This window comes from Agrococcus terreus (assembly GCF_014645235.1).
GTDB lineage: Bacteria > Actinomycetota > Actinomycetes > Actinomycetales > Microbacteriaceae > Agrococcus > Agrococcus terreus.
Window position 1 is genome coordinate 478,067 of sequence record NZ_BMLM01000002.1, and the last position, 22,041, is coordinate 500,107.

The 22,041-nt window shown below is 74.1% G+C and carries 26 protein-coding genes; 12 read left to right on the forward strand and 14 right to left on the reverse strand.

Annotated elements, in window-relative coordinates; all coding sequences use genetic code 11:
* Positions 1-4: 4 nt before the first annotated feature.
* Entirely contained in the window at positions 5-1,321 is a 1,317-nt protein-coding gene (aspS, locus tag IEW90_RS12130) for an aspartate--tRNA(Asn) ligase (RefSeq protein ID WP_229679660.1), read from the forward strand.
* An 8-nt stretch (positions 1,322-1,329) separates the two neighbouring features.
* Positions 1,330-1,581, forward strand: coding sequence for a glutaredoxin family protein (locus IEW90_RS12135; protein ID WP_188718537.1), 252 nt, complete (start codon positions 1,330-1,332; stop codon positions 1,579-1,581).
* Positions 1,582-1,666: 85 nt separating this feature from the next.
* Here the strand turns inward: IEW90_RS12135 and IEW90_RS12140 are convergent, their stop codons facing one another.
* Both IEW90_RS12140 and IEW90_RS13950 read right to left on the reverse strand, forming a co-directional pair.
* Positions 1,667-1,765 (reverse strand): 30S ribosomal protein bS22, encoded by a 99-nt coding sequence (locus IEW90_RS12140; protein WP_021011861.1) that lies wholly within the window; start codon positions 1,763-1,765, stop codon positions 1,667-1,669.
* A 128-nt stretch (positions 1,766-1,893) separates the two neighbouring features.
* Entirely contained in the window at positions 1,894-2,583 is a 690-nt protein-coding gene (locus IEW90_RS13950) for an ArsR/SmtB family transcription factor (RefSeq protein WP_188718538.1), read from the reverse strand.
* Between the two features lie 145 nt (positions 2,584-2,728).
* Between IEW90_RS13950 and IEW90_RS12150 the strand changes: the two genes are divergently transcribed.
* Genes IEW90_RS12150 through IEW90_RS12160 form a run of 3 tightly spaced genes read left to right on the forward strand, consistent with a single transcriptional unit; the run spans position 2,729 to position 5,258 of the window.
* Positions 2,729-4,159, forward strand: a complete 1,431-nt coding sequence (locus IEW90_RS12150) for a TrkH family potassium uptake protein (protein WP_229679661.1) — start codon at positions 2,729-2,731, stop codon at positions 4,157-4,159.
* Between the two features lie 47 nt (positions 4,160-4,206).
* Positions 4,207-4,878: a potassium channel family protein gene (locus tag IEW90_RS12155; protein WP_188718539.1), complete on the forward strand. Its 672-nt coding sequence runs from the start codon at positions 4,207-4,209 to the stop codon at positions 4,876-4,878.
* On the forward strand, positions 4,875-5,258 hold the full coding sequence (locus tag IEW90_RS12160) for a YchJ family protein (RefSeq protein ID WP_188718540.1): 384 nt from the start codon (positions 4,875-4,877) through the stop codon (positions 5,256-5,258). Before IEW90_RS12155 ends, IEW90_RS12160 begins: the two co-directional genes overlap by 4 nt.
* Positions 5,259-5,285: 27 nt before the next feature.
* On the opposite strand, the gene proC is transcribed toward IEW90_RS12160, so the two are convergent.
* Positions 5,286-6,104, reverse strand: a complete 819-nt coding sequence (proC, locus tag IEW90_RS12165; protein ID WP_188718541.1) for a pyrroline-5-carboxylate reductase — start codon at positions 6,102-6,104, stop codon at positions 5,286-5,288.
* A 112-nt stretch (positions 6,105-6,216) separates the two neighbouring features.
* On the opposite strand from proC, the gene IEW90_RS12170 reads away from it, so the two are divergent.
* Both IEW90_RS12170 and IEW90_RS12175 read left to right on the forward strand, forming a co-directional pair.
* On the forward strand, positions 6,217-7,179 hold the full coding sequence (locus IEW90_RS12170; protein WP_188718542.1) for a cation diffusion facilitator family transporter: 963 nt from the start codon (positions 6,217-6,219) through the stop codon (positions 7,177-7,179).
* A 37-nt stretch (positions 7,180-7,216) separates the two neighbouring features.
* A complete protein-coding gene (locus IEW90_RS12175; RefSeq protein ID WP_188718543.1) occupies positions 7,217-7,633 on the forward strand; it encodes a hypothetical protein in 417 nt (138 codons plus the stop codon).
* Between the two features lie 19 nt (positions 7,634-7,652).
* Here the strand turns inward: IEW90_RS12175 and tadA are convergent, their stop codons facing one another.
* The gene (gene tadA / locus IEW90_RS12180; protein WP_229679662.1) at positions 7,653-8,114 is read right to left on the reverse strand and encodes a tRNA adenosine(34) deaminase TadA; all 462 of its coding nucleotides are present in this window, start codon (positions 8,112-8,114) and stop codon (positions 7,653-7,655) included.
* Positions 8,115-8,167: 53 nt separating this feature from the next.
* Here tadA and upp point away from each other — a divergent pair, with 53 nt between their 5' ends.
* Both upp and IEW90_RS12190 read left to right on the forward strand, forming a co-directional pair.
* The gene (gene upp / locus IEW90_RS12185; RefSeq protein WP_188718544.1) at positions 8,168-8,806 is read left to right on the forward strand and encodes a uracil phosphoribosyltransferase; all 639 of its coding nucleotides are present in this window, start codon (positions 8,168-8,170) and stop codon (positions 8,804-8,806) included.
* Between the two features lie 592 nt (positions 8,807-9,398).
* Positions 9,399-10,142 carry a winged helix-turn-helix domain-containing protein gene (locus IEW90_RS12190; RefSeq protein WP_188718545.1) on the forward strand — a complete coding sequence of 248 codons (744 nt, stop codon included), beginning with the start codon at positions 9,399-9,401 and terminating at the stop codon, positions 10,140-10,142.
* Between the two features lie 233 nt (positions 10,143-10,375).
* Here IEW90_RS12190 and IEW90_RS12195 read toward each other — a convergent pair whose 3' ends face one another.
* The 6 genes from IEW90_RS12195 to IEW90_RS12220 all read right to left on the reverse strand — a co-directional run bounded on the left by IEW90_RS12195 (position 10,376) and on the right by IEW90_RS12220 (position 14,334).
* A complete protein-coding gene (locus IEW90_RS12195) occupies positions 10,376-11,152 on the reverse strand; it encodes an alpha/beta fold hydrolase (protein WP_188718546.1) in 777 nt (258 codons plus the stop codon).
* Positions 11,153-11,238: 86 nt separating this feature from the next.
* On the reverse strand, positions 11,239-11,652 hold the full coding sequence (locus IEW90_RS12200; protein WP_188718547.1) for a hypothetical protein: 414 nt from the start codon (positions 11,650-11,652) through the stop codon (positions 11,239-11,241).
* 187 nt (positions 11,653-11,839) lie between these two features.
* Entirely contained in the window at positions 11,840-12,757 is a 918-nt protein-coding gene (locus IEW90_RS12205; protein ID WP_188718548.1) for an asparaginase, read from the reverse strand.
* A 32-nt stretch (positions 12,758-12,789) separates the two neighbouring features.
* Positions 12,790-13,380: a methylated-DNA--[protein]-cysteine S-methyltransferase gene (locus tag IEW90_RS12210; protein ID WP_188718549.1), complete on the reverse strand. Its 591-nt coding sequence runs from the start codon at positions 13,378-13,380 to the stop codon at positions 12,790-12,792.
* Positions 13,373-13,834 (reverse strand): RNA polymerase sigma factor, encoded by a 462-nt coding sequence (locus IEW90_RS12215; protein WP_188718550.1) that lies wholly within the window; start codon positions 13,832-13,834, stop codon positions 13,373-13,375. The genes IEW90_RS12210 and IEW90_RS12215 overlap by 8 nt, the downstream gene beginning before the upstream one ends.
* Positions 13,831-14,334 carry a methylated-DNA--[protein]-cysteine S-methyltransferase gene (locus IEW90_RS12220; protein ID WP_188718551.1) on the reverse strand — a complete coding sequence of 168 codons (504 nt, stop codon included), beginning with the start codon at positions 14,332-14,334 and terminating at the stop codon, positions 13,831-13,833. Before IEW90_RS12220 ends, IEW90_RS12215 begins: the two co-directional genes overlap by 4 nt.
* A 92-nt stretch (positions 14,335-14,426) precedes the next feature.
* Between IEW90_RS12220 and IEW90_RS12225 the strand changes: the two genes are divergently transcribed.
* Together IEW90_RS12225 and IEW90_RS12230 are read left to right on the forward strand one after the other, a co-directional pair.
* Positions 14,427-14,972: a histidine phosphatase family protein gene (locus IEW90_RS12225; RefSeq protein ID WP_188718552.1), complete on the forward strand. Its 546-nt coding sequence runs from the start codon at positions 14,427-14,429 to the stop codon at positions 14,970-14,972.
* Positions 14,969-16,345 (forward strand): FAD-binding oxidoreductase, encoded by a 1,377-nt coding sequence (locus IEW90_RS12230; protein WP_188718553.1) that lies wholly within the window; start codon positions 14,969-14,971, stop codon positions 16,343-16,345. Before IEW90_RS12225 ends, IEW90_RS12230 begins: the two co-directional genes overlap by 4 nt.
* A 104-nt stretch (positions 16,346-16,449) precedes the next feature.
* Here IEW90_RS12230 and IEW90_RS12235 read toward each other — a convergent pair whose 3' ends face one another.
* Positions 16,450-16,821 (reverse strand): FKBP-type peptidyl-prolyl cis-trans isomerase, encoded by a 372-nt coding sequence (locus tag IEW90_RS12235; RefSeq protein WP_188718554.1) that lies wholly within the window; start codon positions 16,819-16,821, stop codon positions 16,450-16,452.
* Positions 16,822-16,848: 27 nt separating this feature from the next.
* Positions 16,849-18,591: a cation:proton antiporter gene (locus IEW90_RS12240; RefSeq protein WP_188718555.1), complete on the reverse strand. Its 1,743-nt coding sequence runs from the start codon at positions 18,589-18,591 to the stop codon at positions 16,849-16,851.
* A 111-nt stretch (positions 18,592-18,702) separates the two neighbouring features.
* On the opposite strand from IEW90_RS12240, the gene IEW90_RS12245 reads away from it, so the two are divergent.
* Positions 18,703-19,125, forward strand: coding sequence for an OsmC family peroxiredoxin (locus IEW90_RS12245; protein ID WP_188718556.1), 423 nt, complete (start codon positions 18,703-18,705; stop codon positions 19,123-19,125).
* A gap of 346 nt (positions 19,126-19,471) precedes the next feature.
* Here the strand turns inward: IEW90_RS12245 and IEW90_RS12250 are convergent, their stop codons facing one another.
* Both IEW90_RS12250 and kdgD read right to left on the reverse strand, forming a co-directional pair.
* Entirely contained in the window at positions 19,472-21,073 is a 1,602-nt protein-coding gene (locus IEW90_RS12250; RefSeq protein ID WP_188718557.1) for an aldehyde dehydrogenase (NADP(+)), read from the reverse strand.
* Positions 21,070-21,996, reverse strand: a complete 927-nt coding sequence (kdgD, locus tag IEW90_RS12255; RefSeq protein ID WP_188718558.1) for a 5-dehydro-4-deoxyglucarate dehydratase — start codon at positions 21,994-21,996, stop codon at positions 21,070-21,072. Before kdgD ends, IEW90_RS12250 begins: the two co-directional genes overlap by 4 nt.
* Between the last annotated feature and the right edge of the window lie 45 nt (positions 21,997-22,041).

The following is a 22,041-nucleotide window of genomic DNA, read 5'->3' on the forward strand; positions in this document are numbered from 1 at the left end:
CGCCGTGACCCACACCCAGCCCCGGACGCTCATCAAGGACCTCGCCACGCTGCCCGACGGGCCCGTGACCGTGCAGGGATGGGTCGAGACCGTCCGCGACCAGAAGCGCGTGCAGTTCGTCATCCTCCGCGACGAGTCGGGCTCGGCCCAGCTCGTGAACCCCGTGAACGAGGACACGGCCGAGACGGCTGCCACGATCTCGGGCCTCATGCACGGCTCGTTCGTGACCGTGCGCGGCGACCTGAAGGCCGACGAGCGCGTCAAGCTCGGCGGGCTCGAGGTGAAGGTGGGCGAGCTCGTCGTCGAGACGGTCGCCAAGGACTCCCCCATCGCCGACGACTCGTCGATCGACAAGCGCCTCGACTGGCGCTTCCTCGACCTCCGCCGCCCGGAGGCGCAGCTCATCTTCCGCGTGCAGACCACGATCGAGCACGCCTTCCGCCAGCACTGGATCGACGAGGGCTTCATCGAGATCCACACGCCGAAGCTCATGGCGACGGCGTCGGAGTCGCGCGCCGAGCTCTTCGAGGTGCCGTACTTCGAGACCACCGCGTACCTCGCGCAGTCGCCGCAGCTGTTCAAGCAGATGGCGCAGTCGGCCGGCTTCGGCAGGATCTTCGAGATCGCCCCGGCGTTCCGCGCCGACCCCTCGTTCACGAGCCGCCACGCGACGGAGTTCACCTCGGTCGACGCCGAGATCTCGTGGGTCGAGAGCCACGAGGACGTCATGGCGATGCACGAGCAGCTGCTCGCGAAGGCCGTGACGGCCGTCATCGAGCGCCACGGCGAGGAGATCCAGCAGCGCTTCGGCATCGAGCTGCAGGCCCCGACGCTGCCGTTCCCCCGCATCCCGCACGCCGAGGTGAAGCGGATCGTCGAGGAGGGCGGGCACACGATCGAGCGCGCCGACGGCGACCTCGACCCCGAGGCGGAGCGCCGCATCTCTGCCCACGTCAAGGAGACGCAGGGCCACGACTTCGTCTTCGTGACCGAGTACCCGTCGACGGTGCGGCCGTTCTACCACCTGCGCCCCGAGGGCCGCGAGGAGGTCACGAACTCGTACGACCTCATCTACAACGGCGTCGAGATCTCGACCGGCGCGCAGCGCGAGCACCGCATCGAGCGCCTCCGCGAGCAGGCGCTCGAGAAGGGCATGGACGTCGCGGAGCTCGAGGAGTACCTCGGCTTCTTCGAGTACGGCGTGCCCCCGCACGGCGGCTTCGGCATGGGCCTCGCCCGCGTCGTGATGCTCATGCTGGGCCTGTCGTCGATCCGCGAGACGACGTTCCTGTTCCGCGGCCCGACGCGCCTGCACCCGTAGGCGCGGCCGTGGTCGAGGTCACGCTGCTCGCGAAGCCCGGCTGCCACCTCTGCGACGAGGCGCGGCCGGTGGTCGAGCGCGTCGTCGCCGGGTTCGAGGGCGTCACGCTCGCCGAGGTGTCGATCCTCGACGACCCGGCGCTCGAGGGGCGCTGGAGCGAGGACATCCCGGTCGTGCTCATCGACGGGCGCCCGCACTCGTCGTGGCGCGTCGACCCCGTGAAGCTGGCCGACCGCATCCGGGCGCGGCTGGAGGCCTAGCGGCGCGCTCGCCGGTCGAGCCGCCCCCGAGAACGCTGAAGCCGGGATCCTGCAGAGCAGGTCCCGGCTTCGACGTGTGTGCGCGCTACTTGCGGTTGCGGCGCTGGTGGCGGGTCTTGCGAAGCAGCTTGCGGTGCTTCTTCTTCGCCATGCGCTTGCGGCGCTTCTTGACCACAGAACCCATCGAGGTTCCTCACTTCCATCGGATTGCTCGTCGACGCTGCGCGATCGGGTCGACCGGCGCAGGAAAACGCTCAGAGCATCGTACCGAACCCGCGCGCGCACCGCACACCCGGGCCGGGCGGGCGGGGCTCAGTCGAGCTTGGCGTCGTCGCCCTCGCGGGCGGCGTGGCCGTCCTCGAGCGCGCCGGGCGCCTCGTCGTCGCGGCCGCGGATGCGGTCGCGCGCGCCGTCGATGCGCTGGCTCGCGCGGCCCTGCAGCTCCTGGATGCGGTCCTGCACGTCGTGGATGCGGTCGCGGGCCTCCTGCACGCGGGCCTCCAGCTCGTGCACGCGCTCGGCGGCGCGGCGGCCGAGCGAGGCGCCGACGGGCGCGGGGTGCTCGACCTTGTCGCTGACGCGCGCGAGCGCCTGCTCGGCGGCGACGCGCGCCTGCTCGGCGGCCTGGCGCGCCTGCTCGGCGGCGGCGCGCAGCGGCGCCTGCACGTTGGCGCCGGCCCAGGCGGCGAAGGCCGCGGCGCCGAGCGAGACGTCGTGCGCCTGCTGGCCCTCAGCGAAGATGAACGGCATCAGCCAGTCGTCGACCTGGTCGAAGGGCTCGAGCACGATCGCGTAGAGGCGGTGCTGGCCCTCCTCTCGCACGGTGACGAGGCCGACGTCGCGCAGGGTGCGCAGGTGCTTCGAGATCGTGGGCTGCGGGACACCCAGCGCGTCGACGATCTCGCTGACGCTGGCCTCCCCCGTCGTGGCACGCCGATCGAGCAGCACGGAGAGGATGTCCCGTCGCGTGCTGTCGGCGATGACGGAGAAGATGTCGGCCATGGTGGAAGCATGGCAGGGCGTGGCGGGCCTGCCAAACCGCGGCGACGCGGCACGCCAGGCAGACCCGGCACGTCAGAGAACGGGGCTACAGTGACTCCGGCCCTGCGCCGCCGGACGGCGCGGCCCCTGTGCAGGAGGCGGAACGGTGGCTGAGCAGCGGACGGGCGCGGATCGACCGCTCCTCGTGCGATGGCGCGATCGCTTCGAGCAGTTCGCCTCGCAGTACCCGTCGCGCTTCGCGATCCTCGTCTTCGGCGGCCTCAACGTGCTCTGGACCGCCCTCCTCATGACGCCGTGGGCGTCGGCGACGGGCGAGCCGACACCGCTCGTGGACGCCTTCTTCCAGGCGGTGTCGATCATCTGCGTGACGGGACTCACGGTCGTCGACATGGCGACGCACTGGAGCCCGTTCGGCAACGCGCTCGTGCTCGTGGGCGTGCAGGTGGGCGGCATCGGCGTGCTGACCCTCGCCTCCATCCTCGGCCTCACCGTCGCGCGCAAGCTCGGCCTGCGCCAGCGCCTCCTCGCCGCGGGCGACTCGAACCCCTCCCGCGTGCGCAAGGGCGCCGTGGTCGAGAACCAGGCCGTGCGCCTCGGCGACGTGGGCGCGCTGCTGCGCACCGTCGCGCTCTCGGTGCTCGTGTTCGAGGCCGCGCTCATGCTGCTGCTGTACCCGCGCATCCTGCTCGAGGGCACGAATCCGCTGCAGGCGCTCTACGAGGCCGCCTACTGGTCGTTCATGTCGTTCACGAACTCGGGCTTCGTGCCGACCGTCGCCGGGCTCGAGCCCTACGCGACCGACCCGTGGTTCCTCACGGTGCTCATGATCGGCGTCTTCCTCGGCTCGCTCGGATTCCCCGTCTACTTCGTGCTGCTGAAGAACCTCGGCAACCCGCGCCAGTGGTCGCTGCACGTCAAGCTCACGATCACGGTCTCCGTGCTGCTCTTCCTGCTCGGCGGCCTCGTCTTCCTCGTGCTCGAGTGGGGCAACAGCAACTCGTGGGGCGAGGAGGACTTCGGGCAGCAGGTGCTGCAGGCCTTCTTCCTCTCCTCCATGGCCCGGTCCGGCGGCTTCGCCGTGTACGACCTGGGCCTGCTCCACAACTCGAGCCTGCTCGTCACCGACATGCTCATGTTCGTCGGCGGCGGCTCCGCCTCCACCTCCGGCGGCATCAAGGTCACGACCCTCGCGATCCTCTTCCTCGCAGCGGTCGCGGAGGCGCGCGGCCGCAGGTCGATGGAGGCGTTCGGCCGCCGCATCCCCTCGGATGTGCTGCGCCTCGCCGTCGCCGTCACGCTGTGGAGCGCGACGATCATCGCGGGCGTCACGATCGTGCTGCTCGAGATCACCGGGGCGCCGCTGTCGTTCGTGCTCTTCGACGTGATCAGCGCGTTCGCGACCGTGGGCCTCTCGACCGGCTTCACGCATCCGGGCCTCGAGGAGGAGGCGAAGGTCATCCTGGCACTGACGATGTTCGCCGGCCGCATCGGCAGCGTGACCCTCGCCGCCGCGCTCGCGGCGAACCAGCGCACGCAGCTGTTCACGCGACCGGAGGAGCGCCCGATCGTCGGTTGAGGACGCCCGCGCGGCGCACCCGGGCCGCCGGCCCTACGCTGGTGCGCATGGTGGACAGGATCCCGCACGACGCCCCCGTGCTCGTCATCGGGCTCGGCCGCTTCGGCGCGGCCACGGCAGGACAGCTCGCGCGCCTCGACCGCGAGGTGCTCGCGATCGACGGCAGCATCGACCTGGTGCAGAAGTGGTCGGAGCGGCTCACGCACACCGTCCAGGCCGACGCCCGCTCCATCGACGCGCTCAAGCAGGTCGGCGCGCACGAGTTCTCGATCGCGGTCTGCGCCGTCGGCTCGTCGATCGAGGCCTCGGTGCTCATCGTCGCCAACCTCGTCGACCTCGGCATCCCGCAGATCTGGGCGAAGGCCATCAGCCAGTCGCACGGCAAGATCCTCAGCCGCATCGGCGCCAACCACGTCATCTACCCGGAGGCGGAGGCCGGCGAGCGCGTCGCGCACCTCGTCTCGGGCCGGATGCTCGACTACATCCAGTTCGACGACCGGTTCGCCATCGTGAAGATGTACCCGCCGAAGCACATCCGCGGCGTCACGCTCGCCGAGTCGAGGATCCGCTCGAAGTACCACCTGACGGTGGTGGGCGTGAAGAGCCCCGGCGGCGAGTTCACGTACGCGACGCCCGACACGGTCGTGTCGAACCACGACCTCATCATCGTCTCCGGCAATCAGGACGACATCGAGCGGTTCGCGGGCCTCGGCTCGTGACGCGGCCCACCCGCTGCCCCTGCGGCACCGGCCTGCCGCTCGACGAGTGCTGCGGCCCGGTGCTCGCCGGCGAGCGCGAGGCGGCGACGGCCGAGACGCTCATGCGCTCGCGGTTCACGGCCTTCGCGCGCGGCGACGTCGACCACCTGCTCGCCACCTGGCACTCCTCCACGCGGCCGCGCTCCCTCGAGCTCGACCCGGGCATCCGCTGGCTGCGCCTCGACGTGCTCGGCACGAGCGGCGGCGGCCCGTTCGACGCCGAGGGCACCGTGGCGTTCGAGGCGCACTGGGTGGCCGACGGCACGCGCGGCTCGATGCGCGAGCTCAGCCGGTTCCGCCGCGACCGCGGCTGGCAGTACGTCGACGGCGACGCGATCTAGCGGGGCCGGCAGCGCGGAGGCGCAGCCTCAGTTGGCCGCGAGCTCCTGCGCACGGGCGAGCGCCGCGGCCGTCGCGCGGTCGAAGACCTCGCCGAGCCGCGCGTCCTGCAGCACGGCGACGGCCCGCTCGGTCGTGCCCTTCGGGCTCGTGACGCGGCGGCGCAGCTCCGCCGGCGGCAGCTGCTCCGCGGCGAGCAGCTCCATCGCCCCGCGGAACGTGCCCTGCACCATCGTGGCCGCCTGCTCGGGCGTGAACCCCATCCGCTCGGCCGCGTCCGTGAGCTCCTCCACGAGCAGGAAGACGTAGGCGGGCCCGGAGCCCGAGATGCTCGAGAGCGCGTCGATCTGCGCCTCGTCGACGACGAGCACCTCGCCGACCGCCTCGAACAGGCCCACCGCGAGCGCCACGTCCGCCTCCGACGCCCGGCTGCCGCCGGCGACGCCCGTCACGCCGAGCCCGACGTGCGAGGGCGTGTTCGGCATGGCGCGCACCACCGCGACGCCCTCGGGCAGCACCGCCTCGATCGCGGCGATCGGCGTGCCGGCGGCGATCGAGACGACGACGGATCCGGGGCGCAGGTCGCCCGCGACCTCCCGGGCGAGGTCGACGATCCCGTACGGCTTCACGCCGAGCACGACGAGGTCGGCCTCGGCCGCCGCGCGGCGGTTGCCGCCCGGCTCGTCCTCGAGCGCGATCGCCTCGACGCCCTCCTGCGCGAGCGCGGCCGCCTTCTCGCGGCTGCGGTTCGTGGCGAGCACGCGGCCCGCGCCAGCGCGCAGGAGGCCTGCCAGGATGGCGCCGCTCATGGAGCCGGTGCCGAGGAACGCGATGGTGGGCTGCGACATGGCGCCAGGCTATCGGCGACGGTGCGCCCCGACCCGAGCGGTGGCCCCGTCGTGCGCCCGCCGCGACCCGCATCGCGGCCGTCGCCACGCCGCCGCGCGTAGACTCGCCGCCGTGAGCGCAGAGCACGGCACCAGAGCAGTCATCGCGGCCTTCCTGGCGAACACCGGCATCGCGGTGACGAAGTTCGTCGCGTGGTTCTTCTCGGGCTCCGCCTCGATGCTCGCCGAGGCCATCCACTCCGTCGCCGACGCCGGCAACCAGCTGCTCCTGCTGCTCGGCGGCCGCCTCGCCAAGCGCAGCCCCACGAAGGAGCACCCCTTCGGCTACGGCCGCGAGCGATACGTGTGGGCGTTCATCGTCGCACTCGTGCTGTTCTCGGTCGGCGGCCTCTTCTCGATCTACGAAGGCATCGACAAGCTGCAGCACCCGCACGAGCTGACGAACGCCTGGCTGCCGCTCACGGTGCTCGCCATCGCGATCGTGATGGAGTCGCTCTCGTTCCGCGTCGCCATCCGCGAGGCGAACCGCACGCGCGGCACGGCCCGCTGGAGCCAGTACATCCGGAAGGCGAAGTCGCCGGAGCTGCCCGTCATCCTGCTCGAGGACTTCGCGGCGCTCACGGGCCTCGTGTTCGCGTTCGCGGCGGTCGGCCTCTCGGTCCTCACGGGCAACCCGGTCTTCGACGCGATCGGCACGCTCTTCATCGGCGCCCTGCTCATCGCGGTCGCCGTCGTGCTCGCGTTCGAGATGAAGTCGCTGCTCATCGGCGAGGGCGCGACCGACGAGGAGCACGCCGCCATCCAGTCGCTCATCAACGAGGCGCCCGGCGTCGAGGCGCTCATCCACATGAAGACGCTCTACCTCGGCCCGGAGGAGCTGATGGTGGCGGCGAAGATCGCATTCCCGCCGCGCTCGACGGTCGAGCACATCGCGCGCTCCATCAACGCGCTCGAGAAGGCGATCCGCGAGCGCGTGCCGCACGCCCGGGTCATCTACATCGAGCCGGACCTCTACGTCGAGGAGCCGGAGATCGCGCCCTCGACCGACCACATCGTCATCCAGTCCGGCAACTGACCGGGGCGCGAGCCGCGCGCTTGTGTAGGCTGTCTGCATGGACTTCCTGCACTCGCTGCTGCTCGCCGTCCACTTCGTGGGCGTCTCGATGCTCGTCGGCACGTTCGTGCTGCAGATGCGCACGCGCGCGAACCACGCCTTCTGGGCGCTGCTCATCGGCGCCTCGCTCCAGCTCGTCTCCGGCGTCGGCCTCTACGGCCTGGCGATGGCGGGCGACGACGAGCCGAACCACATGAAGCTCGGCATCAAGACCCTCATCGCGCTCGTGGTCTTCGTCGCGGCGCTCGTGGGCTTCCTGCGCCAGCGCGCCATCCGCGCCGAGCGCGCGACCCTCACCGCGAACGGCGCGAACGTCGTCGCCGACGTGTCGATCGAGCGCAAGCTCGGCCCGTTCTTCCACACCGCCGGCGGCCTCGCGGTCGTCAACCTGCTCATCGCCGTCTTCTGGCGCTGAGCGCGCGCGGCGGCGGTCGCTAGCGCCGGCCGGCGAAGAACGCCGCCAGCTGCGCCTCCGCCTCGCCCGCGAGCACGCCCGCGACGACCTCCACGCGGTGCGGCAGCCGCCGCTCGCGCAGCACGTCGAGCACGCTGCCGGCGGCGCCCGCCTTGTCGTCCCACGCGCCGAAGACGACCCGCGCGATCCGCCCCTGGAGGATCGCGCCCGCGCACATCGCGCAGGGCTCGAGCGTGACGACGAGCGCGCAGCCGTCGAGCCGCCACGAGCCGAGCGCCGCCGCCGCCTCGCGCATCGCGACCACCTCGGCGTGGGCGGTGGGATCGTGGCGCAGCTCGCGCTCGTTGCGGCCGCGGCCGAGCACCGCGCCGTCCGGGCCCAGCACGACCGCGCCCACGGGCACGTCGTCGGTCGCCGTCGCCGCCGCGGCCTCCGCGAGCGCGAGGCGCATGGCCTCCTCGTCGCGTGCCGTCGGCCGCATGCGCACCGCCCCTCCCGGGCCCCGAGCCCCGCGGCGCCACTACCCTGGAGCCTATGCGAGTGCACGTGGCAGACCATCCGCTCATCACCCACAAGCTGACCGTGCTGCGGGACGAGCGCACGCCGTCGCCGACCTTCCGCTCGCTCGTCGGCGAGCTCATGACGCTGCTGGCCTACGAGGCGACCCGCAACGTGCGCGTCGCGCCCAAGGAGATCCGCACGCCCGTCACCACGACGGTCGGCGTCGCGATCGCCGAGCCGCGCCCCATCGTCGTGCCGATCCTGCGCGCGGGCCTCGGGATGCTCGAGGGCATGACCACGATGGTGCCGACCGCCGAGGTCGGCTTCCTCGGCATGGCGCGCAACGAGGAGACCCTCGAGCCGTACACGTACGCCGAGCGCCTCCCCGATGACCTCTCCGACCGCCAGTGCTTCGTGCTCGACCCGATGCTCGCCACCGGCGGCTCGCTCTCGGCGGCGATGCAGTACCTCTTCGACCGCGGCGCCGTCGACGTCACCGCCATCTGCCTGCTCGGCACCCCCGAGGGCATCGAGCGCATCGAGCGCGACATGGGCGACCACGACGTCACGATCGTGCTCGGCGCGCTCGACGAGCGCCTCAACGAGCAGGGCTTCATCGTGCCCGGCCTCGGCGACGCCGGCGACCGGCTCTACGGCACCGTCGGCGACTGACGCCGACCCGCGCAGCGGCCCCCGTCTCCCTCCGCAGCGCGGGGGCTCGCCGCATCCGGGCACGATCTGCGCGAAGTCGTCGAGATTGGGCAGCGCGCGCTCCTGCCATGGTCGATCCGCGAGTCAGACACCGCACGCCTCTGGTCACATCGCGCAGTCGAGGCGGCACCCGCGACGCACTCCGCATCCGGAGGCGTCACATTTCGTCATGATCGTCAGCCATGTCGTTTGACACGGGGCGTCATATATGTGGATACTCGCAACCATGACGACCACCACTGCCCTCAAGCCCGTCTTCGCGGCCCAGGGGACGAACGGCATGATGATGCCGATGGTCGACATGCGTCGAATGTGTGCTTGAGCCTCGCTCGCACCCCGTCCGACCGCTCCCGCCGGCAGCTGACACGCTGCGCTGAGGCCGCTCGCTGATCCAGCGGCCCCGCTCCCGGCACAGGCCCGCACCGAGCACATGCCCGCAGGCCGAGCGGTCCGTGAGTCCTCCAGCGACTCGCACGACACCTCGACACCCCAGGTCGGCAGACCACCGCCCCTCCAGCGGACGGCGCCGACCGCACCCGGAAGGCCTCCTCCGATGACGCTCACCGCTCTCCCTACCCGCCGCCCCGCCGCCGTCCGCACGCACGGCGCCACCGCCCTCGCCACCCGCCCCGCCGTCGCCATCGCTCCGACGCCAGCGCCGAAGCCCCGCATCCGCGCCGTCCCCGATGGCGTCAAGCGTCCCGTCCGTGCCGTCCCCGACGGCACGGAGGCCCGCGGCTTCGTGCTCTACGTCGGCCTCGGCGAGGGCGCCGCCGCCGCCGACCAGATCGAGCTCGCCCGGCTCGTGAGCGAGCTGCGCACGCTCACCGCCCGCCTCGCGCCGAGCGCCGAGACGCACGCCGCCGTCGCGCTCGCGCCGGCAGGCTCCGGCGGCCGCGACGTCGACGTCGTCCGCCGCGCGCTCCAAGACCCCGCCGTGCAGCAGCCGGTCGCCGAGCCCGACTCGGGCATCGTCATCGACCTGTCGCGCAAGCGCGTCGCGATCGGCGACGACATCGCGCCGCTCACGTACAAGGAGTTCGAGCTGCTGCAGCACATCGTGCTTCGCGAGGGCTCGACCGTCGGCCGCGAGGCGATCATCGACGCGCTCTGGCCCGACGAGGACGACGCGAACCGCCCGAACGAGCGCACGATCGACGTGCACGTCCGCCGCCTGCGCGCGAAGCTCGGCGACTACGCCGAGGTCATCCGCACGGTCCGCGGCTCGGGCTACCGCTTCGACCGCCACGCGGACGTCACGGTCCTCGCCGACGGCCCGAGCCCCGACCGGTTCTGAGCCTCCGAGCCGGCCGCCGGGCGCTGGAGCCACAGACATTTCTCAGGCGGATCTAGGCTCGTTCGTTACCGATCCGTTATACGGTGGTTCCACGTTGATCGTAGTGCTGTGGCGGTCAACGGAAGCGAAGCTCAAGGCCTCGCTTGGTGCAAGGGACTGGGGCCGGTCGGGATCTCCCGACCGGCCCTGCACCATGTCCGGGGCACGTCGATCTGCCCCCGCCGCACGCCGCCTCAGGCGGCGGCCGCGTCGCCGCGGAGGCGCGCGGCCAGGAAGGCCGTCGCCTCGCGGCGGAAGGCGCCGGAGGTCGGCGCGTTCATGTGGTTGCGGCCCGGGATGGGTGCGAAGCGGCCGTCGGCCAGCAGCGGCACGAGCGACGCCGAGTCCGGCGCGCGCGTGTCGCGGTCGCCCGTCATGAGGAGGGTCGGCGCCGTCGGCGGCGCCTGCTCCGGGTCGAACAGCGAGTCGGACACCTCGGCGGCGAGGTGGACGAGCGTGGCCGGGTCGTGCTCGGGGAAGACGCCCGCGAGGTCGACGACGAACGACTCCGTCGGGCCGGCCTCCGCCTCCCCCGCCATCGCCCGCAGCGCCAGGTCGAGGTCGAAGCGCTGGAACGGGTCGCCGGCGGGCAGGCCGCCGAGCACGAGCGCCCGGAAGGCGAGCGTGCGCGTGCCCGCGTGCCGCCACAGCAGCCGCGCGCCCATTGAGTAGCCGATCGCGCCGGGCGGCTCGTCGAGCATGAGCTGCTCGAGCACCGCGTCGACGTCGTCGAGGAACCGCGGCACCTCGTAGCCCGTCGTCGGGCGGCCGCTGTCGCCGTGGCCGCGCAGGTCCATCGCGATGCCGCGGAGGCCCGCCTCGGCGAGCGCGCCGCTCCAGCCGGTGTCGATCCAGTTGCGCTGCGCGTTCGACGAGAAGCCGTGGATGAGGAGCACGGGCGCGCCGTCGGGGTCGCCGAGCTCGTGGAGCGCGATGCGGACGCCGTCGGGCGACATGGCGAAGACGGTCACGGGCACCTCCGGGTGCAGGGATGCCGGCGCGGCGGCCGGGGCTCGACCAGGCTACGACGCGCGGTGCGCGGCGACGGTCGCGCGCGTCACGGGGCGACGTCGATCGTGGCGGCGTGCGGGCCGCCGCACTGCTCGGAGCCGCCCGTGCGCTGCCACGCCGGCTCGACCTCCGCCTCGCCGAGCAGCGCGCCGGACTCGTCGAGCATCCGCACGGTCACGCGCTCCGGGGCGTCGAGCAGGCCCCCGGCCAGCCACCGGCCGGCGCCGTCGGGCTCCGGCGCGGCGTGCGCGAAGGCGCCGGTCGAATCGGGGCTCGCGGCAGCCTCGGACGACGAGCAGCCGTCGGTGTCGCAGAGCTCGATGGATGCGACGCGGTCGTCGGCGACCTCGACCGCGAGCGTGTGGAGGTAGCCGATCGCCGGGCAGACGGTCTGGGCGCAGGCGGTCGTCGAGAGCGCGGCGACGAGCGCGATCGCTGCCGCCGTCGCCCGCATCCGCATGGGGCCAGGCTAGGCGGTCGCCGCGCCCGCTGGTCGAGGAGCACGCGCCCGCTCCCCCGCTGGTCGAGGAGCACGCGCCCGCAGGGCGCGCCCGTCTCGAGACCACCGCACGGAGCACCGCTCGCCGCGCTGTGGTCTCGACACGCTCAGCGGCCTGCGGCCGCGGAGCGGCTCGACCGGCGGAGGGTCAGACGACGGGGCGGAGGATGCCCACCGGCACGTCGGCGCTGCGCTGCACGAGGCCCAGCGGCTCGGCGAGCCGCTCCCCCGTGCCCTCCGGGATCGCACCGACCCGCTCGAGCAGCGCGATCGCCACCGGCGCGCCCGCGCGCCGCGCGCCGTCGGCCGCCTTCACCACGACGGTCGTGCCGTCGGGCGCGACGATCGCCTGCGTGCCCTCGGCGCCGAACTTCGTGGCGCATCCGGTCTCGGCGATGACTACCGCATCCGGCTTGCCCTCGCCGTCGATGAGCACCGGATGCGCGCGCATCGCGTCGCCGACCGCGCGGAAGGCGCCCTCACCGTCGGGCGCGAGGCGGCGGAAGGCGCGCGCCATGCCGACGGGCGTGGTGGAGAAGACGAGCGCGCCGCAGCCGTCGTGGGCGACGAGCCCCTCCGCCTCCCCCGCGGCCTGCGCGACGCCGCGGCGCAGCAGCGCCCCGAGCGGGTGCTCGTCGGCCCAGTAGCCTTCGGGCTCGCCGAGCGCGCGGGCCGCGGCCGCCATCGTGATGTGCTTGCCGACGCACATGTGCGCGAAGCGGCGCTCGCCGCCGCCCGGCGCGCGCATCGGCGGGCAGCGGAGGGCGTCCTCGTCGACGCCGAGCGCCGCCGCCATCGCCGTCGCGGTGTCGACGTGCACCTGCTCGCCGTGGTGGCTCGCGCTCGCGAGCGCCGCGCACGCGGGCTCGAGCTCGACGAGCCCGGCATCGAGCATCGTGGCCGCGTAGAGCGGCTTCAGCGCGCTGCGCGCGAGGAACGGCAGCGTGACGTCGCCGTGGCGCTCGATCACCCGCCCGTCCGGGTCGATGACGACCGCGACGCCGCGGTGCTCGGACTCGACGAAGCCGTCGCGCTCGACGACGGCGAGGAGCTCGGTGTGTGGCACCCGACCACCGTAGTCGCCCGGATCGCCCGCTCTCAGCCCGCCTCCACAGCCAGCAGCAGCCGCTTCGCAGCCTCGCCGCCCGCGTACTGCCCGAGCGAGCCGTCGCTGCGGACGACGCGGTGGCACGGGATCGCGATGGGCAGAGGGTTGCGGCGGCAGGCGGTGCCGACCGCGCGCACGGCGCGCGGCGAGCCGGCCGCCGCGGCGACCTGCGCGTAGGAGCGCGTCTGGCCGTAGGGGATCTCGCGCAGCCGCTCGACGACCTCCCGGCTGAAGCCGCGCGCGAGCGCGAGGTCGAGCGGGCCGTCGAAGGCGCGGGCGCGGCCGTCGACGAGCGCCTCGAGGGCGCGCGCGGCGGCGTCGAGCCGCGCGGGTGCCCGCAGGATCCTCGGGCTCAGCTCGCGGGCGAGCCGCTCGAGCGTCGCGTCCGGATGCTCGCCGTCGAACGTGACCGAGACCAGGCCGCGCTCGGTGGCGGCGAGCAGCAGCGCACCGACGCGGGTGTCGAGGGTGCGGACGGCGACGTCGAGCAGCCCGGCGCCCGCCGCGTCGGCCGCGAGGCGCGCGCGCAGCGCGTCGAGCGGCGCATCCGGCACCGCGAGCGGCAGCTCGTGCTCAGGCATCGGCGCCTCCCAGCAGCTCGCGCAGGCGGCGCACGCCGTCCGACGAGGCGCGCCGCACCGCATCCGACGACGTGCCCAGCTGCGCCGCGACGTCGAGGAACGGCAGGCCGCCCAGGTGGTGGAGCACGACCGCCTCGCGCTGCCGCTGCGGCAGCGCCGCGAGCGCCCTGGCCAGATCGAGGTCGCGCGCCCGCTCGGGCGCCGGCCGGTCGGCGGGCTCGCCCGCCACGAGCCGCGACGAGCGGCGGAGCACGTCGACCGCGCGGCGGTGGGCGACGGTCACGAGCCAGCCCTCGATGCGCGCCGGATCGAGCGTCGGGTAGGCCTCGAGCGCCGCGAGGAAGGTCTCGCTCCACGCGTCCTCGGCATCGGCGTGCGCGAGCAGCGCGCGGCAGACGCGCCACACGCGGGCGCCGTGGGCCTCGACGATCGACTCGAACGGCGCACGGCTCACGCGACCGAATCTAGCCGCGCGCCGCGCTCGTGATCGAGCAGGTGGCGCTTGCGCTCGACGCCGCCGGCGTACCCGGTGAGCTGGCCGGTCGACCCGACGACCCGGTGGCAGGGCACGACGATCGAGAACGGGTTGCGGCCGTTCGCGAGCCCCACGGCCCGCACGGCGGTCGGCTGGCCGATCCGCTCGGCGATCCAGCCGTAGGTGCGGGTCTCGCCGTAGGGGATCTCGGCGAGCGCGGCCCAGACGCGCCGCTGGAAGGGCGTGCCGACCTCGGCGAGCGGGAGCGCGAAGGCGGTGCGGTCGCCCGCGAAGTACGCGCGCAGCTGCGCGGCGGCCTCGGCGAGCGGGCTGCCGGCGGCGGGCGCGTCGTCGCACTCGCCCCAGGTCGCCTCGTCGGGCGCGGGACGGTGGTCCTCCATCGTGATGGAGGTGAGGCCGGCCTCGCCCGCGACGATCGTGAGCGTGCCGATGGGGGTGTCGATGGTGGTGTGCGTCATGCCCGGATTCCTCTCATGCCCCGCCTTCGCGCGGGGAGGTCGGGATGTGAGCCTGTGGAATCTCCGCATCCGCGCCGACGTAGGCTCGGAGCATGGAGATCGCCCTCGTCCGCCACGGCCAGACCGACTTCAACCTCCACGGCAGGCTGCAGGGCACGAGCGACATCCCGCTCAACGAGACCGGCATCGCGCAGGCGCACGCCGCCGCCCGGCTGCTCGCCGACGAGTCGTGGGATGCGGTGGTCTCGTCCACGCTGCAGCGCGCGATGGTGACGGCCGACATCATCGCGGCCGAGCTCGGGCTCGAGGTGGGCGGCCGCTACGAGAGCCTCGTCGAGCGCGCGTACGGTGAGGTCGAGGGGCTCACGAAGGAGGAGGCGGTCGCCCGCTTCGGCGAGGAGTGGCCGGGCGAGGAGCCGTACGACGCGCTCCAGGAGCGCGCCGTCGCCGCGGTCGACGACGTGGCCGGCCACGTGGCGGTCGACGGCCTCGTGCTCGTCTGCCACGGCACGTTCATCCGCGCCTTCGTCGACGCCGTGACGGGCCTCGAGACCCGCACGCCCGACAACGCGCACTCGGTGCGCTGCACCGGAGGTCCGGGCGCGTGGCGCGTCGCCGAGGGCCTGGTGCTGCGGTGACCGCCGCCGCCGCGACCGCGCTCGACGACCTGCGGGCGGCGCTGCCCGCCGACGTCCTCGTCACCGAGCCGGCGGCCCTCGAGGTCGCCCGCGCCGATCGCTCCGGCCACAGCTCGACCGGCGCGCCGCTGGCCGTCGTCGAGGCGACCGAGGTCGCCCACGTGCAGGCCGCGATGCGCTGGGCGAGCGCGCACGGCGTGGCGGTCGTGCCGCGCGGCGCGGGCACGGGCCTCGCCGGCGGCGCGAACGCCGGGCCGGGCGAGCTCGTCGTCTCGGTCGACCGGATGCGGCGGCTGCTCGACGTCTCGCTCGTCGACCAGACCTGCACGGTCGAGCCGGGCATCCGCAACCTCGAGCTCGACGAGCTGCTCGCGGGCCACGGCCTGTGGTGGCCGCCGGACCCGGCGAGCCGCGCGATCTCGACGGTCGGCGGCAACATCGCGACGAACGCCGGCGGGCTCCTCTGCGCCAAGCACGGGGTGACGCGCGAGTGGGTGCTGTCGCTCGACGTCGTGCTCGCCGACGGCGAGCTCATCCGCACCGGCCACCGCACCGTCAAGGGCGTGACGGGGCTCGACCTCACCGCGCTCGTCATCGGCTCGGAGGGCACCCTCGGCATCGTCGTCGGCGCGGTGCTGAAGCTGCGCCCCGCGGTGACCGGTGCCGTCTGGACGGTCGGCGCGTTCTTCTCCGACGAGGAGCGCGCCGCGGCCGCGTGCACCGCGATCACCGCCGCGCGCCTCCGCCCGGCGATCATGGAGCTCGTCGATCGCGAGGGCGTCGGCATGCTCGCCGCCTACACGGGCGAGCCGCTCGCCGGCGCGTTCGTGCTGCTGCAGGCCGACGAGGCGGGCGCCGAGGAGGTCGCGCGCACCGCCGCGGCGATGCTCGAGGCGCACGGCGGCACCGTGGAGGTGACCGACGACCCGGCGCGCAGCGACCTGCTCGTGCAGGTGCGGCGGCAGGTGCACTTCGCGCTCGAGTCGTTCGGCACGATCCTCGTCGAGGACGTGTCGGTGCCGCGCTCGCGCATGGCCGACATGTTCCGCATCTGCCGGGATGCGGCTGCGCGCCACGGCGTGCGGCTGCCGGTCACGTGCCACGCCGGCGACGGCAACCTGCATCCGACGTTCGTGTTCGAGGGCGGCGGTCCGGACGGCACCGAGCCGCCGGCGGCGGTGTGGGCGGCGGCGGACGAGGTGTTCCAGGCGGCGATCGCGCTGGGCGGCACGCTCACGGGCGAGCACGGGGTCGGCACCCTCAAGCGGCGCTGGCTCGTCGACGAGCTGGGCGAGCGGCAGCTCGCGCTGCAGCACGCGATCAAGGCCGCGTTCGACCCGCAGGGCATCCTCAACCCCGGTAAGGCGCTGTAGCGCCGACCCCGGACGCGGCGAGAGGTGCCCCTCTGCCCGAGGGGTGCCGGTGGACCAGCACCTGTTGGGCGGAGGAGCACCTCTCGCTCGGTGGAGCTACAGCGCTAGCGGACCGCGATGAGGTCGCAGACGAAGATCAGCGTCTCGTTCGCGCCGATGACGCCGCCGGCGCCGCGCTCGCCGTAGGCGAGGTGCGGCGGGATGACGAGCTTGCGGCGGCCGCCGACGCGCATCCCCTCGATGCCCTGCTCCCAGCCCTTGATGACCATGCCGACGCCGAGGGGGAACTCGAGCGGCGCGCCGCGGTTGTACGAGGCGTCGAACTCCTCGCCGGTGGAGTGGGTCACGCCCACGTAGTGCACGGACACCTGCTTGCCGGCCTCGGCGAGGTCTCCCTCGCCGACGGTGATGTCGGTGATCTCGAGGTCAGCGGGCGCGGGGCCCTCGGGGGCGTCGATCTCGGGCTTCTCAGTCATGCACCCATCCAAGCACCAGCGCGCCGGTCAGTCGCCCTGCATCCGCTCCAGGCGGATCTCCTGGTCGTCGAGCGCGGCGAGCACCTGCGCGATCGCCTCGGACGAGAACTCGCCGCGTCGCCGCTCGCGATCGAGGGCGGCGCGCTCGGCGTCGATCTCGACGCGCTGCAGCGCCTGGATGCGCTGGATGAGCGCGAGCCGCGACCCGTCGTCGGCGGCCTCTGCGACCGCGTCGGCCCTCGCGGAGCGGTCGTCGATGCGGCGGCGCAGCTCGGCGGCCGCGCGGCGGTCGACGTCGTCGTCGCGGGCGGCCTCGTCGACCGCCTCGGCACCCACCGCCTGCAGCCGCTCGAGGAGCCGCACGAGCTGCGTGCGCTCGCTCACGTCGCTGTCGCGCTCGAGCCGCAGCCGCCGCACGACGACCGGCAGCAGCAGCCCTTGCGGCAGCAGCGTCGCGACCGCGACGACGAAGGCGATGAGCACGAGCGGCTCGTACAGCGGGTGGTCGCCCGGCAGGGTCTGGGCGGCCGCGATCGTGACGACGCCGCGCATCCCGGCCATGCCGAGCACGACCCCGTCGCGCCAGCCCAGCGCCCCGTCGCGCTCGGCGCTCACGTCGTGCTGGCTGCGGTCGACGCTCCCGCGGAAGCGGTCGAGGCGGGTGCGGATGCGCGGGTCGTCGACCGTGCCGAAGCGCTCGTCGGCCGCCGCCATCCTGTCGGCCGCGACCTCCTGGCGCCGCTCGAGCTTGCCCGCGCGGGCGCGGATCGACCACAGCAGCAGCGGCATGACCGCGAGCCGCAGCGCGATGAGCACGGCGGTGACGACCAGGCCGATGCCGACGACCGCCCCGAGGCTCTGCGGCCCCTCCTCGACGGCCACGACCACCGGCGGCAGCAGGTAGCCCATGAGCAGGAACACGCCGTTCTCGACGAGCATCGTGAACGTGCGCCAGTTGACGCCCTCGGCGCGGCGGTGGGCGGCGCGGATGCGGTAGGCGCCGCCGTTGCCGACGACGATGCCGGCGACGACCACCGCGACGACGCCCGAGGCGGCGATGTGCTCGGCGACGAGGAACGCGACGAACGGCACGACGAGCGAGACGGCGGTGTCGAGCACGCTCTCGCGCACGCGCGCCCGCAGCCGCACCGCCACGGTGCCGACGAGCCAGCCGACGAGCACGGCGCCTGCGACCGCCCAGGCGAAGTCGGAGGCGAGGTCCCAGCCGTCGAGCGCGAGCCCCTGGTCGGCGGTCGCGACCGAGAGCGCGGTGCTCAGCAGCACGAGCGCGGTCGCGTCGTTCACGAGCCCCTCGCCCTCGAGGATGGTGACGATGCGCGGCGGCAGGCCCAGGCGCTTGCCGAGCGAGATCGCCGCGACCGCGTCCGGCGGCGAGACGACGGCCCCGAGCGCCAGCGCGAGCGCGAGGCCGACGCCGCCGAGCAGCGCGTGCACCACGAGGCCGGCCGCCGCCGCGGAGACGACGACGAGCACGACGGACAGGAACGCGATGACCCGCAGGTTGCGGCGGAACTCGACGAACGGCACCTGCAGCGCGGCCGCGTAGAGCAGCGGTGGCAGCACGACGGTGAGGATGAGCTCGGGCTCGAGCTCGATCTCAGGCGTGCCCGGGACGAGCGCGAGGACCACCCCGACGACGACGAGCGCCAGAGGCGCGGCGACGCCGATGCGGCTCGCGAAGTGCGAGACGAAGCCGATGATGACGACGGCGACGACGGCCATCACCGTCAGCTGCTCGAGCGGTGGCATGCGTCGAGGCTACGGCCGCGGCATCGGTGCGGCCCTGGTCCGGCCCAGGCGCCGGCCGTAGCCTGGGCCGGTCGGCCGCACAGGGCGACCGACGCCTGAGGAGGTTCCCGCATGCCCATCACCTCGACCGCGAGCACCCAGTGGACCGGGGGCCTCGGCTCCGGATCCGGCACGACGACGCTCGGCACCGGCTCGACCTTCGACCTCACCTGGCGCGCCCGCGCCGAGGAGGGCGGCGCCACCACGCCCGAGGAGTTCCTGGCCGCCGCACACGCGTCCTGCTACGCCATGGCGCTCTCGCACACGCTCGGCGAGGCGGGCCACGAGCCCGAGACGCTCGCGACGAGCGCGAAGGTCTCGTTCGTGCCGGGCACGGGCATCACCACGAGCGTGCTGACCGTCCAGGGCTCCGTGCCCGGGCTGTCGCAGGAGGAGTTCGCCGACTACGCCGAGCAGGCGAAGGCTGGCTGCCCCGTCTCGCAGGCGCTCTCGGGCGTCGAGATCCGGCTCGAGTCCGCCGAGCTCTCGGCCTGACGGCGACCGCGGCGCACAGCCGTCGCGAGGCGTATCCCCCGGTCACCGGGGGATCGCTCCCGGCGCCCGGCCATCCGCGTGTCGGAAACTTTGCAATAGCGGAAAGCACGCTCCGACCCGTATAACAGAAGGGTCGGTTCCCCCCACTCACAGATCGGAGCGCATCATGCGTCCCAACAAGAACGACCTCAGCACCAGCAAGTCCGGTGACGGCTGGATCATCATGGACGCCGTCGCGCGCTCGGGCGACGGTTGGATCATCATGCGCTGACCAGCGCGCTGACGGCCGCGGCCCCGCACCACATCGGTGCGGGGCCGCGGCCGTCCGTCCGGGAGGTCCGGGTCGTCAGGGCAGCACGACGGCGCCGTCGACGAGCCGCGGCAGCGCCGCGATCGCGTCGTCGCGGAGCGCGGCCGGCAGGAGCGCCTCGGGCACGTCCTGGTACGCGACGGGGCGCTGGAACCGCTCGATGGCGAGCGAGCCGACCGAGGTCGACCGGCCGTCGGAGGTCGCGGGGAACGGGCCGCCGTGCACGACGGCGTGGCCCACCTCGACACCGGTCGGCCAACCGTTCACGACGATGCGGCCCGCGAGCTCCTCGAGGGCGATCACGAGGTCGGCCGCGAGGGAACGCTCGTCGTCGGGCGCATCGTCGAGGTCGACGTGGACGGTGGCCGTCAGCTGCCCCTCGAGCGCCGCGAGCGCCGCGCGCAGCTCGCGCTCGTCGCCCCAGCGCAGCACGAGCCCGGTCGCGCCGAACACCTCGTCGGCCAGCGCCGGCTCGGCGACGAGGTCGGCCGCCGCCGCCTCGACGAGGCTCGGGGCGGGCGCGCGCTCGGCGCCCCCGCCCTCGGCGATGCGAGAGCCGCGGCCGGCGAGCGCGTCGCGGCCGGCGACGTAGGCGTCGCGGATGCCCTCGGTGAGCATGACCTGCCCGTCGCGGGCGGCGAGCGCCTCCGCGGCTGCGGCCACGAAGGGCTCCCCGGCCTCGCCGGAGGGGACGAGGACGAGGCCGGGGTTCGTGCAGAACTGGCCGGCGCCGAGCAGCAGCGAGTCGACGAAGGCGCGGCCGCGCTCTGCCGTGGCGGCGGACGGCAGCACCACGACGGGGTTGACGCTGCTCATCTCGGCGTAGACGGGGATGGGGACGGGCCGCTCGCGCGCGGCCCGCACGAGCGCGAGCCCGCCGGAGCGGGAGCCGGTGAAGCCGACGGCGCGGACGCGAGGGTCCTCGACGAGGGCCGTGCCGACCTCACGCCCGGAGCCGAGGAGCGCCTGGTACGTGCCGGCGGGCAGCCCGAGCCGCTCGACGACCTCGACGACGATCGCCGACACGAGCTCCGCGACGCCGGGATGCGCCTGGTGCGACTTCACGATGACGGGGCAGCCCGCGGCGAGCGCCGAGGCGGTGTCGCCGCCGGCGTTCGAGAAGGCGAACGGGAAGTTGCTCGCGCCGAAGACCACGACCGGGCCGAGGGGCAGCCGCCGCTGGCGCAGCTCGGGCCGCGGGGCGGGCGCACGGTCGGGCAGCGCGGGGTCGATGCGGAGGCCCTCGGACAGTCCCGACTCGACGAGGCCCGCGAACAGGCGCAGCTGGCCGCTCGTGCGCCCGACCTCGCCGACGAGCCTCGCCTGCGGCAGGCCCGTCTCGAGCCGGGCCCGGTCGACGAGCTGCCCGGAGGCGGCGTCGAGCCCGTCGGCGATGCCGCGGAGCAGCGCGGCGCGGGTCGCGGGCGGCGCGGCGCGCAGGACCGGGGCCGCCTCGGCGGCCGCGGCGGCGGCGTCGGCGGCGTCCTGGCGCGTCGCGAGGCCGAAGGCGGGCTCCAGCCGCTCGCCGGTGGCGGCGTCGACGCCGCGCACCTCCCCCGCCGTGCCGCGCCGGCGCCTGCCGGCGACGAAGGACTCCCCCGTGAGCGCCGCGCGCTCGGCGACCTCGACGGCGCTCATGCGGCGACCCGCTCGGCGATGCGGGCGATGAGCGCGGCGAGGTCCTGGCGCTCGTCGGGGCGGAGCTCCGAGAGCGGCGGGCGCACGGGGCCGCCGTAGCGGCCGATCGCGTCGACGCCGGCCTTCACGATCGAGACGGCGTAGCCGCGGCCGCGGTCGCGGATCTCGAGGTAGGGCAGCACGAACTCCTTGAGCCGGCGGGTGACCCCGGCGCGATCGCGCGCCCGCACGTCGGCGTAGAAGGCGGAGGCGAAGTCGGGCACGAAGTTGAACATGGCCGACGAGTAGGTGGTGACGCCGAGTTCGAGGTAGGGCAGCGCGAAGGTCTCGGCGGTCGGCAGGCCGCCGACGTAGAGGAGCCGGTCGCCCACGGTCGCGACGATCCGGGTCATCCGCTCGAGGTCGCCGATGCCGTCCTTGTAGCCCATGAGGTTCGGCAGCTCGTCGGCGAGCTGCTCGAGCGTCTCCGGCTCGAGCACCGCGTTGGCGCGGCCGTAGACCACGACGGGCAGGTGCGTGCTCGAGGCGACGGCGCGGATGTGGTCGCGCAGCCCCGCCTGGGACGCCTCCGTGAGGTACGGCGGGAAGAGCAGGAGGCCGGCGGCGCCCGCCTCCTCGGCGATGCGCGCGTGCTGCTGGGCGCTGCGCGTCGAGCCGCCCGCCGGGGCGAGGATCGGCACGGCGCCGCCCGAGCTCTCGAGCGCGAGGCGGATCGTGGTGGCGACCTCCTCGGGCGTGAGCGAGAAGAACTCGCCCGTGCCGCCGGCGGCGAAGAGGCCGCTGACCTCGTGCTCCGAGAGCCACGAGACGTGCTCGCGGTAGCGCTGCTCGTCGAGCTCGCCATGGGCGTCGAAGGTGGTGATCGGGAACGAGAGCAGCCCGTCGCCGAGCCGGTCCGCCAGTTCCTGGTGCGATGCGTGCATCCTGTTGCTCCTCACTCGCCGCGGTGCGGCTGCCGCCACGCTAGG

Coding starts and splice junctions, on each gene's coding strand:
- IEW90_RS12175 (WP_188718543.1), top strand. CDS start 7,217: ATGGACTTCCTGCACTCGCTGCTGCTCGCCGTCCACTTCGTGGGCGTC.
- IEW90_RS13950 (WP_188718538.1), bottom strand. CDS start 2,583: ATGGCCGACATCTTCTCCGTCATCGCCGACAGCACGCGACGGGACATC.
- IEW90_RS12240 (WP_188718555.1), bottom strand. CDS start 18,591: ATGCCACCGCTCGAGCAGCTGACGGTGATGGCCGTCGTCGCCGTCGTC.
- IEW90_RS12220 (WP_188718551.1), bottom strand. CDS start 14,334: ATGACGCACACCACCATCGACACCCCCATCGGCACGCTCACGATCGTC.
- upp (WP_188718544.1), top strand. CDS start 8,168: ATGCGAGTGCACGTGGCAGACCATCCGCTCATCACCCACAAGCTGACC.
- IEW90_RS12210 (WP_188718549.1), bottom strand. CDS start 13,380: ATGCCTGAGCACGAGCTGCCGCTCGCGGTGCCGGATGCGCCGCTCGAC.
- IEW90_RS12250 (WP_188718557.1), bottom strand. CDS start 21,073: ATGAGCGCCGTCGAGGTCGCCGAGCGCGCGGCGCTCACGGGGGAGTCC.
- IEW90_RS12235 (WP_188718554.1), bottom strand. CDS start 16,821: ATGACTGAGAAGCCCGAGATCGACGCCCCCGAGGGCCCCGCGCCCGCT.
- proC (WP_188718541.1), bottom strand. CDS start 6,104: ATGTCGCAGCCCACCATCGCGTTCCTCGGCACCGGCTCCATGAGCGGC.
- IEW90_RS12245 (WP_188718556.1), top strand. CDS start 18,703: ATGCCCATCACCTCGACCGCGAGCACCCAGTGGACCGGGGGCCTCGGC.
- IEW90_RS12200 (WP_188718547.1), bottom strand. CDS start 11,652: ATGCGGATGCGGGCGACGGCGGCAGCGATCGCGCTCGTCGCCGCGCTC.
- IEW90_RS12140 (WP_021011861.1), bottom strand. CDS start 1,765: ATGGGTTCTGTGGTCAAGAAGCGCCGCAAGCGCATGGCGAAGAAGAAG.
- IEW90_RS12190 (WP_188718545.1), top strand. CDS start 9,399: ATGACGCTCACCGCTCTCCCTACCCGCCGCCCCGCCGCCGTCCGCACG.
- IEW90_RS12225 (WP_188718552.1), top strand. CDS start 14,427: ATGGAGATCGCCCTCGTCCGCCACGGCCAGACCGACTTCAACCTCCAC.
- kdgD (WP_188718558.1), bottom strand. CDS start 21,996: ATGCACGCATCGCACCAGGAACTGGCGGACCGGCTCGGCGACGGGCTG.
- tadA (WP_229679662.1), bottom strand. CDS start 8,114: ATGCGGCCGACGGCACGCGACGAGGAGGCCATGCGCCTCGCGCTCGCG.
- IEW90_RS12155 (WP_188718539.1), top strand. CDS start 4,207: ATGGTGGACAGGATCCCGCACGACGCCCCCGTGCTCGTCATCGGGCTC.